The 14355-nt window shown below is 74.9% G+C and carries 10 protein-coding genes and 1 pseudogene; 7 read left to right on the top strand and 4 right to left on the bottom strand.

Features of this window, described 5'->3' with window-relative positions; all coding sequences use genetic code 11:
* Positions 1 to 267: 267 nt before the first annotated feature.
* Positions 268 to 354, top strand: a pseudogene (locus GUY61_RS41915) (hypothetical protein); the annotation flags it as partial.
* A 193-nt stretch (positions 355 to 547) separates the two neighbouring features.
* Here GUY61_RS41915 and GUY61_RS23520 read toward each other — a convergent pair.
* Positions 548 to 1000 (bottom strand): SRPBCC family protein, encoded by a 453-nt coding sequence (locus GUY61_RS23520; RefSeq protein ID WP_166632225.1) that lies wholly within the window; start codon positions 998 to 1000, stop codon positions 548 to 550.
* A gap of 86 nt (positions 1001 to 1086) precedes the next feature.
* Between GUY61_RS23520 and GUY61_RS23515 the strand changes: the two genes are divergently transcribed.
* The 3 genes from GUY61_RS23515 (at position 1087) to GUY61_RS23505 (ending at position 6656) form a co-directional block, all read left to right on the top strand.
* Positions 1087 to 2475, top strand: coding sequence for an SWIM zinc finger family protein (locus tag GUY61_RS23515; RefSeq protein ID WP_166632224.1), 1389 nt, complete (start codon positions 1087 to 1089; stop codon positions 2473 to 2475).
* On the top strand, positions 2472 to 5144 hold the full coding sequence (locus tag GUY61_RS23510; protein WP_166632223.1) for a DUF6493 family protein: 2673 nt from the start codon (positions 2472 to 2474) through the stop codon (positions 5142 to 5144). Before GUY61_RS23515 ends, GUY61_RS23510 begins: the two co-directional genes overlap by 4 nt.
* 87 nt (positions 5145 to 5231) lie before the next feature.
* The gene (locus tag GUY61_RS23505) at positions 5232 to 6656 is read left to right on the top strand and encodes a GNAT family N-acetyltransferase (protein ID WP_166632222.1); all 1425 of its coding nucleotides are present in this window, start codon (positions 5232 to 5234) and stop codon (positions 6654 to 6656) included.
* On the opposite strand, the gene GUY61_RS23500 is transcribed toward GUY61_RS23505, so the two are convergent.
* Positions 6577 to 7806 (bottom strand): PLP-dependent aspartate aminotransferase family protein, encoded by a 1230-nt coding sequence (locus GUY61_RS23500; RefSeq protein ID WP_166632221.1) that lies wholly within the window; start codon positions 7804 to 7806, stop codon positions 6577 to 6579. The two genes, GUY61_RS23505 and GUY61_RS23500, sit on opposite strands and share 80 nt — an antisense overlap.
* Before the next feature lie 60 nt (positions 7807 to 7866).
* Here GUY61_RS23500 and GUY61_RS23495 point away from each other — a divergent pair, with 60 nt between their 5' ends.
* A complete protein-coding gene (locus tag GUY61_RS23495; protein WP_166632220.1) occupies positions 7867 to 8343 on the top strand; it encodes an Lrp/AsnC family transcriptional regulator in 477 nt (158 codons plus the stop codon).
* Between the two features lie 142 nt (positions 8344 to 8485).
* Positions 8486 to 10171 (top strand): DUF885 domain-containing protein, encoded by a 1686-nt coding sequence (locus tag GUY61_RS23490; protein WP_166632219.1) that lies wholly within the window; start codon positions 8486 to 8488, stop codon positions 10169 to 10171.
* 474 nt (positions 10172 to 10645) lie between these two features.
* Here the strand turns inward: GUY61_RS23490 and GUY61_RS23485 are convergent, their stop codons facing one another.
* Entirely contained in the window at positions 10646 to 12352 is a 1707-nt protein-coding gene (locus tag GUY61_RS23485) for a CocE/NonD family hydrolase (RefSeq protein ID WP_166632218.1), read from the bottom strand.
* A gap of 105 nt (positions 12353 to 12457) precedes the next feature.
* On the opposite strand from GUY61_RS23485, the gene GUY61_RS23480 reads away from it, so the two are divergent.
* Positions 12458 to 13174, top strand: coding sequence for a TetR/AcrR family transcriptional regulator (locus tag GUY61_RS23480; RefSeq protein ID WP_166632217.1), 717 nt, complete (start codon positions 12458 to 12460; stop codon positions 13172 to 13174).
* A gap of 141 nt (positions 13175 to 13315) precedes the next feature.
* On the opposite strand, the gene GUY61_RS23475 is transcribed toward GUY61_RS23480, so the two are convergent.
* Positions 13316 to 14164: an SDR family oxidoreductase gene (locus tag GUY61_RS23475; protein ID WP_166632216.1), complete on the bottom strand. Its 849-nt coding sequence runs from the start codon at positions 14162 to 14164 to the stop codon at positions 13316 to 13318.
* Positions 14165 to 14355 lie beyond the last annotated feature (191 nt).

The following is a 14355-nucleotide window of genomic DNA, read 5'->3' as shown; positions in this document are numbered from 1 at the left end:
GCCCTGACCCGGCCCTGACCCCTCGGCCCTGGCCGTTCCGCGACATCGCCGACCGGGCTCCGCTCCGGGGACGCGGCTGCGTCCCCGGACGTACCGAGGTGCTTCGCGATGGCGTTGTCCGCGGCCGAGCACCCGGCCGCCACCGCGACCCGTGCCGGTCTGCGGAGCCCGTGCCGTCCGCGGCGTCACCGCGGCCAGTGCCGTCCTGCCGTCCTGCCGTCCTGACGGCCGCCGGCCGCCCGGACAACTCCGGACGTGCGTCCGTCGATGGCACGCCGCGGGTTGCCCGGCGGCTTTCCGCGAGAGGCGCCGGCAATGGATCCGCATCAGCGGCTGATGCCGGAGACGTCGTGGGAGGCGCCGGAACGGGCGGGTGTCGACCCGGCGACGGCGACGGACCCGGGACAGTCGCCGGGCTGCGGTCGGCGGGGGGCCTCGCGGGTGCCGGAGCCGGGCCACCGCAGCCCGGACGGACCGCGGTGGGCCGGTCGCCGGACGCCGCCGGCCCGGATCCGGTCGAACCGGCTGGAACTGACCGGAACGGCCGTCAGGGCGTGCCGACGTCGGCGAGCAGCACGGCGAGGGCCCTGCGGAACATCAGACGGCCGGCGCGGGCCAGCGGCGGGTCGAGGAACGCGGGCACGCCGCGCACCCGCACGCTCTCCGTCCACACGACCCGGGAGGTCCTGGCCGTGTGCGGGCGAACCTCGATCTCCGCCCACCCGGTGACGACATGTCCGCGCTTCTCCAGTCGGCACCGCCCGGCGCCGCCCGAGGCGGCCGGCGGGCTCCACTCGACGACCTCCATCGGGTCGTCGAAGCCCAGCGGCCCGGCGCCGGTGCGGGCGACGAAAACCGTGCCGCGGCCGGCGGACCGCCCGGAGGCCACGGTGACGCGGGTCAGCGGGACCGCGCCGCCGTGGCGTTCCCAGTCCGTGACGCGCCGCCAGGCCTCGTCGACGGTCAGCGGGGCAAGGTGTTCGAGCCGGAAGAGTGCCACCCCGCGATCGTAGGCACGCCCCGGTCCAGAAGGGCGTCACCGCAGGTCACCGGGCGTTGTCAGTGGACGGGGCTACGTTCTCGGCCATGACGCGATCGGTACAGAGTTACGCCTATCTCGGCCCGTCGGCCCTGCTGCCGTCAGGCGACGGAAGCCTGCTGGGGCTGCAGACCTCGGGCGGGCTCACCCCGTCCGGCGCCGAGGCCCACCCGCGCTTCTTCGACGGCTTCCTGACCAGCCCCCAGGCCGCCTCCGCCGGGCTGCTCGCGGTGGCCGACGTGGCCGCCGCCCGCTACTACCAGCGGCAGTCGCCCGCGTCTCTCGACCCGGTGGTGTCCGGCAACGGCGACAGGCTGCGCTTCGAGTCCTTCTCCGGCTGCTGCGGGGTCTACGCGCGGCTGGACGTGCTGCGCGACGGGCTGGACGGGGGCGAGGCCGGGCACGGCACGACGAACGTAGACGTCAACAACCCGCTGCGCGAGGCACTTTCCCGGGTGGGGGCGGGTGACCCGCTTCATCTGCGGGTGGGGCCCGAGGAGTTGCGGGTGACCACGCTCGACGGCCCGGTCGTGGAGAAGAAGGTGCCGCTGCCCGACCGCTGGCTGCGCGGTTTCGCGGAGGCCCAGGTGATCGCGTCCGGTTTCGACCTGCGTGCCGAGCTGACGGCCGCCGAGGCCGTCCGGTTCCTGCGGTCGCTGCCGAGGGGGGCGGCGGCGCGCGGAGCCTCCAGGGGCGCCCGGTGGGTGGTCCCCGCCGGCTCCGGTCTGCGCCCGACGAGCCGTCCGGTCCCCGGCGCCGTCTGCCTGCCCGGGCCCGAGCGGCTGGCGGCACTCCAGCGGGTGCTGCGCCACGCGACGGCGCTGCGGGTCTACGGTCCGCCGGTCCTCGCGGGCGGCGCCCCGGCCGCGAGTGCCTGGGAGGTCGTCATGCCGGGCATGCGGCTGACGCTGACCCTGTCGCCCGAGACGGCCCGGGGCTTCTCCGGCGAGGGCGGGGTGCTGGAGGCGCTGGCCACGGACGAGGCCGCGGGTGACGCGGAGCTGATAGCGGTGCTGCTGGCCTGGGAGCCGCGCATCGACACCGGGGATCTGGCGGCGGCCTCCGGGCTCGGCCCGGCCCGGGTGCGGGCGGCGCTGACCCGGCTCGGCACCGCGGGCCGCGTCGGGTACGACACGGCGGACGCGGCGTACTTCCACCGCGAACTGCCGTACGACGCCGACCGGGCGGAGCGGCACAACCCGCGGCTGCGGGCCGCGCGCGGGCTGCTGGCCGCGGGTGCGGTGGCCCTGGAGGGGGCGCAGGCCACGGTGACGGCCGAGGACGGCCATGTGCACCGGGTGCGGGAGGACCACGGCGTGCTCAGCTGTACGTGCCTGTGGTGGGCGAAGTACCGCGGCGGCCGCGGGCCGTGCAAGCACGCGCTCGCCGTCCGGATGGCCCGCAGGGGCGCGCTGGTCGCGGGGGGTGCGCGGTGAGTGCCGTGACCCTGATGGACGCGGTGCGGGCCGGCCGCACGGCCGAGCTGTCGGGCATCCTGCGGACGATGACCGGTCCGGAACGCCGTGCGTGTCTGCCCGAGCTGCGGGCGCTGCGCAAGGAGACCAGGAACTGGGACTGGTCGCCGCCGCGCGGTGGGCGCTCGCCCCGCCCCGCCGTGCACGCGGCGGGGGCCGCCTGCAACACCGGCGCCGCCGCGGCGGCGGCCTGGATCACGGCGTCGGAGACGCGGTGGTGGCAGACGCCGGACGGGCTGCTGCTGGACGTGCTGGCCGACCGGGACCCGGCGTGGCAGACCGATGTGGCGCACCGGCTCGCGGCGCACTCCGCGGCCGAGGACCGGTACGGGCTGATCTCCGGGCTGGTGCGGCTCGCCGGCTGCCCCGTACCGGCCACGGAGGGGTACGTACGGGGCTGGGTGGACGCCCGTATGGGGGACGGGTGCCGGGGCGGCACGCTGCTCGCCCGGCTGCGCACCGACGCGGAGCTTACGGTCCTCCTTCCCCTGCTGTTCGAGGCCGAGGGCGTCGCCGACCGCATGCGGTGGATCAGCGGGGCGGACGCCGCCAACAGCTGGCCCCACGTGCTCGCGGCCCTGGCCGACGAGGGCGTCCTGGACCGCAAGATCCTCGTGGACTGTGCTCTGGCCCGGCTGCTGCGCGGTGGCAGCCAGGTCGAGTACCGCTGGTTCCTGCAGGTCCTTCAGGCCCTGGAGCTCACGGAGGAGGAGCGGCGGGAGCGGATCCCCGACTGGCTGGCCCTGGCGGCCGACGCCCCGTCGACGGTGGCGGGGCACGCCCAGAAGGTGCTGGGCGGCATGGCGCTGGGCGGGGACCTCTCGGCGTACCGGCTCGCCGAGCTGAGCAGAGCCGTGCTGTTCCGTACCGAGAAGAAGCTCTCGCGGGCCCAGCTCGTGCTCGTCGGCAAGGTGCTCGGGCGCGATCCCGCCCAGGCGGACGAAGTGCTCCCAACCGTCGCCGAGGCGTTCGGGCACGACGACTCCGACGTGCGGGAGCGGGCGCTGAAGCTCGTCGGCCGTCATCTCGGTTCCGTCGGCCCCGGGGTGCGGGAGGAACTGGCGGGGGCGGTCGGGCTGCTCGGTCCCGGACTGCGCCCGCGGGCCGCGGAACTGTTCGGGCTTCCCGCGCAGGCCGGGGAGCCCGAGCCGTACGAGGAGGTGCTGCCGCCGGTTCCGGTCCCGGTGCGGCTCGAGGCGCCGTTCGCGTCCGTGGCGGAACTCGCCGAGCGGGTGGGCGCCCTGCTGGCGTCGCCGGGCACGGTGGCGGAGTCCGAGCGCGTTCTCGACGGGCTGGTGCGCCACGCGCACCGGGACCGCGACGCGCTGGTGGAGGCACTGCGGCCGGTCACGGCCAGGTGCCGGTGGGGCGAGCAGTCCGTCTACTGGGCGGAGGCCTTCGACGTCGCTCCCTGGGGCATCGAGGCGGTGGCCGCCTCCCTGACGGGGATGGTGAGGAGGAGGACACTGACCGAAGCGGGGCGGCGGGGCGACTCCGGAGTGCGCTGCGCCCACGAGGCGCTGGTCCGGGCGCACAACGAGCGGGTGCGGGAGGCTGCCCTGCTGGTGCGGGAGCGGCGGGTGCCGTTCCTGCTCGCCACGCCCACCTGGAGCACGGGAGCCCTGGACACGGGGGAACTGATCGACAGGCTGGGGGAGTTCGCGCGCCTCGGCGTCCCGGCAGCTCCCGCGGACTTCGCGCAGGCGCTGCTGCGGCTGCGCCCCGGCCCGGACGAGGAGCACGCCCGGCGCGCGGAGGCGCTGGGCACGGAGGAGGGCCGCCGGCTGGCGGCCTGGCTGACGACGGGCGGCGCCGGGCGGCCCGCGGAGGAGAGACAGGTCGGCCGCCGCGCCCGGCGGTACTGGGCGGACGTCACGGAGGCCGTCCCTCGTCCGCTGATAGGCCTCGGAGGGTTCACAGAGCTGCTGGGGCCGCCGTTCCCCGCGGCGTTCCACGGACTGGGCCGTCCCGTCGCGCCGTTCGACGAGTCCCACTGCCGGCACTGGGGCGAGTCGCCCTTCCCGGACTGGGCGGCGGTGCTCCCCTGGCATCGCGACACCGTGGCGGCCCGGCTGCTGCAGGACGTGGCGGACGCGGCGATCGAGGACTCGCGCGGAGGCGCCGCCCATCTGCCCCTGCTCGCCGAGGGCGAGGCGGAGGGCGAGGGTCCGGCGGGCGGGGCGACGCACCTTTCGGTGGCGTACGGCCTGGCGGCCCGGCACGCCGAGGACCGGATCGCCTCGGTGGACGCCATGCTGACGCTGGCGGCGCGCGGGCAGCTGGACCCCGGGCGGCTCGCGGCGGATCTGGCCGAGCTGGCGGGCCTCGGCGCGATCAGGACGAGCCGGCTCGCGGACGCCGCGCGCACGGCGGCTTCGACGGGGGCGTACGCCACGACGTGGGAGGTGCTGCGGGGTGTGCTGCCGGCGCTGCTGTCCGGTGACACCCCGGTGCGCGGGGCGGGTGAACTGCTCGCGGTGGCCGCCGACTGTGTGGAGAGGTGTGGCACGGGGCAGGCGGCACCCGTCGGTGTACCCGGGCTGGAAGAGGCCGCCGGGCGGCGGGGCTCGTCACAACTGGTGACCCAGGCCAGGCGTTTGCGCGAACTACTGGCACGGAAGAATGGTTGAAACGGGCATAAAGCCCCCTAAGCACACTTAACCCGTCAGTCACAAAGCGTTCGTGATCGCGCAACACCACTCCTTCACAGTGTGGTCATGACTCACACGGCATCCGCGAAAAGAACGCGCCGCTCGCATCACTGGCGGCGCGACCTGGTCGAGCTGGCCGCCCTCTTCACGGCCGTGGCGGTGGCCGACTCGATCGCAAACATGATCGTCCACGGTCCGGACGGACCGGTCCTGCTGGTGGCATCGGCGGTGGCGCTGGCCGGCACGGCGCTGTTCCACACGTGGTGGGCACGCCGCCACAGCCATGCGCCGCCGGCCGCGTCCGATACCGGCGCCACGGCACCCGGCCCGCTCCGCTCCCCTCTCCCGGGCGAGGCGGAGGACGAGGGCACGGCGCTGTGGCGGATGCGGACCACGGTGCGCGACGAGCCGGGCAGCCTCGCGGCCCTGTGCACGGTCCTCGCCCTGCACCGGGTGGACATACTCACGCTGCAGACCCACCCGCTGGGCGACGGCACCGTCGACGAGTTCCTGCTCCGCGCCCCGGCCTCCGTGGGGCCCGAGGTCCTCACCCGGGAGGCGGGCGCCGCGGGCGGCCGGGACACCTGGATCGAGCGGGCCGACGCGCACGACCTCGTCGACACCCCGGCCAGGGTGCTGTCCCTGGCCACCCGCACCGCGCTGGATCCCGCGGAACTGCCCCTGGCGCTGCGCCAGTTGCTGGGAAGGTGCAGTATTCAGTCGGTGCCCGTGACCACCCTGACGGGCCGTCCCACTCCCGACCCCGTGCCCGCCGAGGGCGTACTGGAGGAGACCGTGATGCGCCTGCGGGATCCCTCGGGCGGCTGCATCACCATCACCCGCCCCTATCTCCCGTTCACCCCGACCGAATTCGCGCGGGCCCGCGCCCTGGTCGACCTCGACACCCGGCTCGGCCCGCGCATCCCGCTCGCCCAGGACGTGCTGACCCTGCCCGAGGGCAACGAGATCACCCTGCGCCGCGCCGACCTGTCCGACGTCCCCGCGGCCCGCGCCATGCACGACCGCTGCTCACGGGAGACGCTGAGCCTGCGCTACCACGGACCGGTCGGCGACGCGGACCGCTACCTCAACCACCTGCTCAGTCCGCGCTTCGGCCGCACCCTCGCCGCCGAGACCGCCTCGAAACGGCTGGTCGCCCTCGGTCATCTCCTCTGGGACGGCGACGAGTGCGAGGTGGCCCTCCTCGTCGAGGACGACTGGCAGCACCGCGGAATCGGCGGCGAGATGCTGGGCCGGCTGGTGACGATGGCGCAGGAGACGGGCTGCGAGAGCGTGTACGCCGTCACCCAGTCGTCCAACACCGCCATGGTCGCGGCCATGCGCGCTCTCGGACGGCCGCTGGACTACCAGCTGGAGGAGGGCACGCTGGTGATCACGGCCCGGCTGGACGTCAGGCAGGCACGTGCCGGTCTTCGGTCCGCGCACTCCGCTGCCCCGGCGCACGGTCTTCCGCCGTTCCCCGGGCACTGAGCGCGGCGTCGAGGTCCTGCCACAGGTCCTCGACGTCCTCCAGACCCACGGACATCCGCAGCAGCCGGTCGCTGACCCCCGAGGCCTGCCGGTCCGTCTCCGCCACGATGCGGTGACTGATCGAGGCCGGGTGCTGGATGAGGGTGTCGACGCTGCCGAGGCTGACCGCCGGGGTGATCAACCGCACCCCGGCGATCACCTCGTGCGGCTCCACCCGGTCGCCGTCCACCTCGAAGGCGACCATCGCGCCGCCCAGCCTCGGGTAGTGGACCCGGGTCACCCGCGGGTCGGCGCCGAGCCTGCGGGCCAGTTCCGCGGCGGTGGCCGAGGCGGCCCTGACCCGCACCGGCAGCGTGGACAGGCCGCGCAGCAGCAGGTATCCGGCCAGCGGGTGCAGCACTCCCCCGGTGGCGAACCGCACCTGTCGCAGCTTGCGGGCGAACTCCTCGTCGCAGGCGACGACGCCGCCGAGCACGTCGCCGTGCCCGCCGAGGTACTTGGTGGCGCTGTGCAGCACCAGCCGGGCGCCGCTCTCCACGGGCCGCTGGAGCACGGGGGTGGCGAAGGTGTTGTCGGCCAGCAGCGGGACGGAGCCACAGGCGTGGGCGATCGCCCGCAGATCGAGTTCCGCCAGGGTCGGGTTGGCGGGGCTCTCCACCATCACCAGTCCGGTGTCGGGTCTGATGGCCTCCTCGATTCCGGCCGGGTCGACCCAGGTGACCTCGGAGCCCAGGAGCCCGGCGGTCAGCAGGTGGTCGCTGCATCCGTACAGGGGGCGTACGGCGACGACGTGGCGCAGGCCCATGGAGGCCCGTACGAGCAGCGTCGCGGTGAGGGCGGCCATGCCGCTGGCGAAGGCGACCGCGGCCTCGGTGCCCTCCAGCCTGGCCAGGGCGGTCTCGAAACGCGCGGTGGTCGGGTTGTCGAGCCGGGCGTAGACGGGCGGGCCGTCCAGCCGTGCCCCGGTGGCGGCGAACTCGTCGATGCGGGCGGCCTCCGCCCGGGAGTCGTACGAGGGGTAGGTGGTGGACAGGTCGAGCGGCGGGGCGTGCAGTCCGAGGCCGGCGAGGTCTTCGCGGCCGGCGTGCACGGCTTCGGTGGCCAGGGCCCGGGGTGCCGGGCGGGCGGCGGTGTCGGTACGCGTGTCCATGGCATGCAGACTGAACAGTTACCGGATGGTAGCGGAAAATGACCGTGCTACGTTCGACATGTGACCGAATCTGTCGTACTGGACCCGGTGGACCTGGAGATTCTGCGGCTGTTGCAGAACGACGCCCGGACCACCTACCGCGAGCTGGCGGCGGAGGTCGGCGTGGCTCCGTCGACCTGTCTGGACCGGGTGACCCGGCTGCGCCGGTCCGGGGTGATCCTCGGGCACCAGCTGCGACTGGACGCCGCGAAGCTGGGGCGCGGGCTGCAGGCCCTGCTCTCGGTGCAGGTCAGACCGCACCGCCGGGAGCTGATCGGTCCGTTCGTCGAGCGCATCCGGGCCCTGCCCGAGTCCCGGGCACTGTTCCATCTGACCGGGCCCGACGACTATCTGGTGCATGTCGCGGTCAGGGACACGGCCGATCTCCAGCGGCTGGTTCTCGACGAGTTCACATCGCGGAAGGAAGTGGCCAGGGTGGAGACCCGGCTGATCTTCCAGCAGTGGGACTGCGGTCCGCTGCTGCCGCCGCCGTCCTGAACGGGTGCCCGCCCGTCGTACCGGACCGCCGCCGTCCCCGGACGGGCCGCCGCGGTGCCGAACCCGCCACGCCACTCGTAACAGGCCACTCGGCCGGGGACGGTGATGACGCGAGGCCCCCCGGCATACGAGTATGGGCCGCATGTCCGACACGAAGAGCAGCTTGCTGCCCCGCCAGGTCGCCGACGCCTATGTCGACGACCTCATCAGCCTCGACCCGATCCTCGGCACGTACCTGGGCACCGCCGACAGCCACCCCAGGCTTCCCGACTTCTCCCCGGCGGGCCAGGAGGCGGTCGCGGAACTGGCCCGCACGACCCTGGCGAAGCTGGACGAGGCCGAGCGGCTGCCCGGCGGCGACAGCGACGCCGAGCGGCGCTGCGCGCGGCTGCTGCGCGAGCGGCTGACCGCCGAGCTCGCCGTGCACGAGGCGGACGAGGGCCTGCGGGCCGTCAGCAACATCCACTCTCCCGTGCACAGCATCCGCGAGGCGTTCACGCTCACGCCCACCGCGACCGAGGACGACTGGGCCGCGGTCGCCAAGCGGCTGCGGGCCGTACCGGCGGCGGTCGAGGGCTACCGGGCCTCGCTGGACGCCGGACTGGAACGCAAGCTGTTCGCCGGCCCGCGCCAGACGGAGACCTTCATCGGCCAGCTGACCGAATGGGTCGGCCAGGACGGCGGCTGGTTCGCGGAGTTCGCGGGCGGCGGCCCGCAGTCCCTGCGCACCGAACTGTCCGCGGCGGCGGCCGCCGCCACGGACTCCTTCGCGCGGCTGCGCGACTGGATGCGGGACGTGTACGCCCCGGCCGTGGAGGGCGCCCCCGACACGGTCGGCCGCGAGCGGTACGCCCGCTGGTCGCGCTACTTCAACGGCACCGACCTGGACCTCGACGAGGCGTACGCGTACGGCTGGTCCGAATACCACCGGCTCCGCGCCGAGATGGAGACCGAGGCGCAGAGGATCCTGCCCGGCTGTGCCTCGCCCTGGGAGGCGCTGGCCCACCTCGACGAGCACGGCACGCACATCGAGGGCGTCGAGGAGGTGCGCGACTGGCTCCAGCGGCTGATGGACGAGGCCATCGAGGCACTGGACGGCACGCACTTCGAACTCGCCGAGCGGGTGCGGAGAGTGGAGTCCCGCATCGCTCCGCCCGGCGGCGCCGCCGCCCCGTACTACACCGGCCCCTCGGAGGACTTCTCAAGGCCCGGCTGCACCTGGCTGCCGACGATGGGCCTGAACCGGTTCCCCGTCTACGACCTGGTGTCGACCTGGTACCACGAGGGTGTGCCGGGCCACCACCTCCAGCTCGCGCAGTGGACGCACGTCGCCGACCAGCTCTCCCGCTACCAGGCCACGGTCGGCATGGTCAGCGCCAACTGCGAGGGGTGGGCGCTCTACGCGGAGCGGCTGATGGACGAACTCGGCTTCCTCGGCGACGCGGAGAGGCGCCTCGGTTACCTCGACGCCCAGATGATGCGCGCCTGCCGCGTCATCGTCGATATCGGCATGCACCTGGAACTGGAGATTCCCGCGGACTCCCCGTACCGGCCCGGCGAGCGCTGGACCCCCGCGTACGCGCAGGAGTTCTTCGGCAACCACAGCGGCCGCCCGGCGGACTTCGTCGAGAGCGAACTCACCCGCTACCTGTCGATGCCGGGCCAGGCGATCGGCTACAAGCTCGGCGAGCGTGCCTGGCTCCTCGGGCGCGAGGCGGCCCGTCGCGCCCACGGTTCCTCCTTCGACGCGAAGGCATGGCACATGGCCGCGCTCTCCCAGGGGTCCCTGGGGCTGGACGACCTGGTGGACGAGCTGTCCAAGCTGTGACACGCGGCGGTCCGGGCGCCGTTCCACCGGCCACGGCCGCCACCCGCCGGGTCCGCGTGCCGTGGCCGCGGACCCGGCGGGTGCCTTGGCCGGTACTCGGCCAAGGCCACCCGCCGCGGCCGCGTGCGCGAAGCGGTCGGACGTACCGATGACCAAGGTGTCGAAGCGCTTCAGAGCCCTCCTCCAACATCGTCGCCGGCCGGCGCGTACGCCGCGCGCGGTGGCACCCCCGGCCCGCTGGGTGCCCAGCCCGCGGCCGCGGGCGGTCCCGGTGAACCGACCGCACGCCTCAATCCGAAGTGCCTCGCGGCCGGACACCGGGGCGGACGGCCCCGCCGCCGACCGGCCCGCAGACCCGTCCGACGCCGTCGCCCGGGCGGCCTCGCCGCCCGGGCACGGAGCAGGCGGGTGCGTCAGGACGGGCCCAAGGGACCGCCAGGACGGGCCGAGGCGCGGCAGGGCCGACCGCGGTGGTCAGGACGAGCCGGGGTGCCGCGGGCCGGGGCCGGGCCCGTGGGGAAGGATCAGCGCCGAGTCCGCGTGGACCGTAACGCGGACCGGCGCGAGACCGACGGCGTCGGCCGCCGGCTCCCCGGTGCCGGGATTCCGGGCGAAGCGGGGGTGGGCGCCTCCGCTGATCTGCCAGCGGATCCGGTGTCCGGCGGGAAACCGGTGGGCCGCGGAGCCCATCGGCACGGTGACCTCCGCCGGCTCCCGCCCCGTCGTGCGCAGCCGGACCAGGCCGTCGCAGACGTTGACCGAACGGCCCTGCCCGTCCACGTCGCACAGGCGGGTGAAGACGTCACAGTGCCCGGTGTCCGCGGACACGCCCAGCCGTGCGGAGACGGGGCCGAGTATCTCCACGGGCTCGTCCAGCGGTGGGCCGGTGAACGTCAGGACGTCGTCCCGCGCCTCCAGGTCCCGGTTGTCGCGGGGGCCCGCGGTGCGGGAGAGCAGCGGGCCGCCGACCGAGGGAGTGGGGTCGGCGGGGTCGTAGCGGAACACCGTCAGCGGCGCCGCGTCCGACGGAGGAAGTCGGGTGAGGTGCCCCTGCGGCGTGGGGAACCATGACGTGACGGCCGGCGACAGCGGCCATTCGCCGAGGTCCCGCCAGACGTTCGCGCCGCCGACGTGGACGCGCACCGCCGTGCGCCGCAGGCCTGAGGCGTCGGCGCACAGGTGTGCCCGCAGCCAGGCGAGGCTCTCCGCGAACACCTCGGGCCAGCCCTGCTGGAGCGCGGACGTGTGGGTCCACGGGCCGACGAGCAGCGCGGTTTCGCACCCGGCCCCGCGCAGGCGGCGGTACTGGTCGAAGGTCTGGTCGGCCAGCACGTCGTACCAGCCGGTGATCAGGGCGGTGGGCACGCCGAGCCGCTCCGCCGCCTCGCCGGCGGACGCGCCGCGCCAGTACGGGTCGCCGGCGTCCTGATGCGTCATCACCTCGTCCAGCCAGGGCACCTCCTCCCCGAGGGCGTGCACGTGGGCGCCGCGCAGCGGTCGCGCCGTGGTGATCTCGCCCAGCCTGCGCCGCAGGCGCAGCGTAGCCCTCAGGAAGGGGCCCGTCCCCCGGTGCTGGAAGGTCATGCCCGCGCCGACGGCCAGCACGTTCTCCAGTCGGAGCGCACCGCCCTCGTGGAAGAGGGCGTGGGGGTCGCCCAGGCCCACCTGGACGACCATCGCCTTGAGCTCCGGCGGCGGGTCGAGGGCCAGCGCCCACTGCACGTATCCCAGGTAGCTGGGGCCGACGGTGCCCAGGGTCCCGTCGAACCAGGGCTGTTCGCGCAGCCAGGACACGGTGGCCAGGCCGTCCGCGGCCTCGTTGTGCCACAGATGGAACCGCCCGCCCGAGCCGCCGGTGCCGCGGCAGCTCTGCAGCACGACGTGGAAGCCCTGTTCGGCGAAGAGCATGCCGTACATGGGTGACCACGGCAGGCCCCTGCCGTACGGGGAGCGCACGAGGAGGGTGGGGAAGTCGCCCTTCGCCCGCGGGAAGTAGTGGTCCGTGATCAGCGGGCTGCCGTCGGCGGCCGGAACCACCAGTCCCGGCTCCAGGCCGGCCTCGTACCGCCGGGCCGGGAGACGGCGCCAGGTCGCCCTCATCATCCGTGAGGACAGCGGCGGTCTGCCGGGGGGCGGCGCCCAGGCCGGTCGCGGCACGGCGTCGTGCGCGGGTGATGTCATCGTTCCCCTCCATCATTCTCGTACGCCGTACGAGAATAGGCCATGCTTGGATGCGCGTGTCACCTTCCGCACGAGCCGCGGTGACGGGGAGAGGAGTACGCAGACGTGACCCGGGAGAGCGGGTCCGGCGCCACTGGCGTCGACCCGCAGCAGCTCTGGCTGGCGCCGGCCGGACCGCGCAGGGGGCGCAGGCCCGCCTTCAGCCGTGAGGCGATCACGGCGGCGGCCGTCGCCCTGGCGGACACGGAAGGGCTGGACGCGGTCACCATGCGGCGGGTCGCCGCGCAGGTCGGGGCCGGCGTCATGTCGCTCTACAGCTACGCCCCCGACAAGGAGACGCTGCTGGAGCTGATGGTCGACCACGTCAGCGGCGAACTGCCGCTGACGGAGGTCCCGACCGGCGACTGGCGCGCCGACCTGAGGGCCGTCGCCCGCCTTCAGCGCGGCCTCATGCTGCGGCACCCGTGGCTGCCCGCCGCGCTGTCCACCCACCGGACGCCCGGCCCCAACACCCTGGCCTTCCTGGAACGCGCGCTCGCCGCGCTGCGGCCCACCGGGCTGGACGGCGCGGCCAGGCTGGAGGTCTTCGCCCAGCTCACCGCCTTCGTGGCCGGGCACGTCGGCTACGAGATCGCGCAGGCGAAGGCCGCCCGGGCCCCGGACCGGGCAGCTGCCGAGGCCCGCTACCTCGCCGCCGTCGCCGCGGACGGCCACCATCCGGAACTCGCCGAGGCCCTCGGCGCACCCGGGCGCCCACTGGCTCCCGAAGCCACGTTCAACCGGTTCCTCAACCGCCTGATCGACGGCGTCGGCACCGACTGATCACGCTGGCCGGGCGTCCTCGCCGCCTCCGGCCGCGACGGACCCGACGACGGCCCCGGCGGTCTCGGCGGTCTCGGCGGTCTCGGCGGTCTCGACCGCCCCGGCGCCCCGGCGGCCCCGGGAGTCGGCACCCGGGCGGCCTCAGCGGCGGAAGCCGCCCTCCGAGTCGATGACCTGACCGGTGACCCATTCGGCCTCGTCCGTCGCCAGCCAGGCGATGAGCCGCGCCGGGTCGTCGGGCATGCCCCAGCGCCCGGCCGGGAACATCGCGGCGATGGTGTCGTAGTCGTCGCCCGTCATGTAATCGGTGTCCACCGGGCCCGGATTGACCGCGTTCACGGTCACGGCACGGCCGGCGAGCGCGGTGGCGAGCGTACGGGTGGCGGAGGCGAGGGCGCCCTTGGCGAGTGCGTAGGCGATCTCGCCCGGCATTCCCCCGCCGAGGTCCTGACCGGACGTCATCAGCATGACGCGCCCGCCGCGAGGGCGCTCCCCACGAGGGCGCAGCCGCGCGTACGCCTGCACCAGCAGGATCACCGAGCGCGTGTCCACCGCCCAGTGGGCGTCGAGCATCGCCGCGTCGATCGTGTCGAGGTCACCGTCGCGCCCGCTGAGCGCGTGGTTCGCGACCAGGATGTCGAGCCGCCCGCCCAGCGCCTCCGCCGCCGCCCCGACCAGCCGCGCCGGGGCCCCGGGGCCGGTGAGGTCGCCCGGCCCGTGCGCGACCGTGGCCCCGGGGTCGCCCAGCGCCTCGCGCACCCCCTCGGCCACGGCTTCGGGGCCGCCCGGATCCGCTCCCCAGGGCTGTGCGGCGTCGTGCGGGACATGGTGGTGCAGATACACGCTCGCGCCGTACGCGGCGAGCCTGCGGGCGACCGCATAGCCGATGCCCCCGCGTCTGCCGGCCCCGGTGACCAGGGCGGTGCGGCCGCGCAACGGCAGTGGGTCGCGGCGGAGTTCGGCGGGGGCCGGTTGCGGGAGGCGTGGCACGGACGACGATCCTGCCGGGGCGCCTGGCCGGTGTCACGCGATTTACCGCCCGGGCGGTGGCGCGCCGGCTGTGCAGCGAGCGCCGGGCATCTCCGGCGCCATCCACGTGGGAACGGCCCACGGTCGGGGGTCCGGGGCCGACGTCCGCGCCCGACGGGCGGGGCGGGACGGACGACGGCCCCGGACCCCCG

The organism is Streptomyces sp. GC420, from assembly GCF_009916105.1.
Lineage (GTDB): Bacteria > Actinomycetota > Actinomycetes > Streptomycetales > Streptomycetaceae > Streptomyces.
The sequence above is the reverse complement of the archived record's forward strand: the minus strand, read 5'-3'. Positions and strand labels throughout refer to the sequence as shown.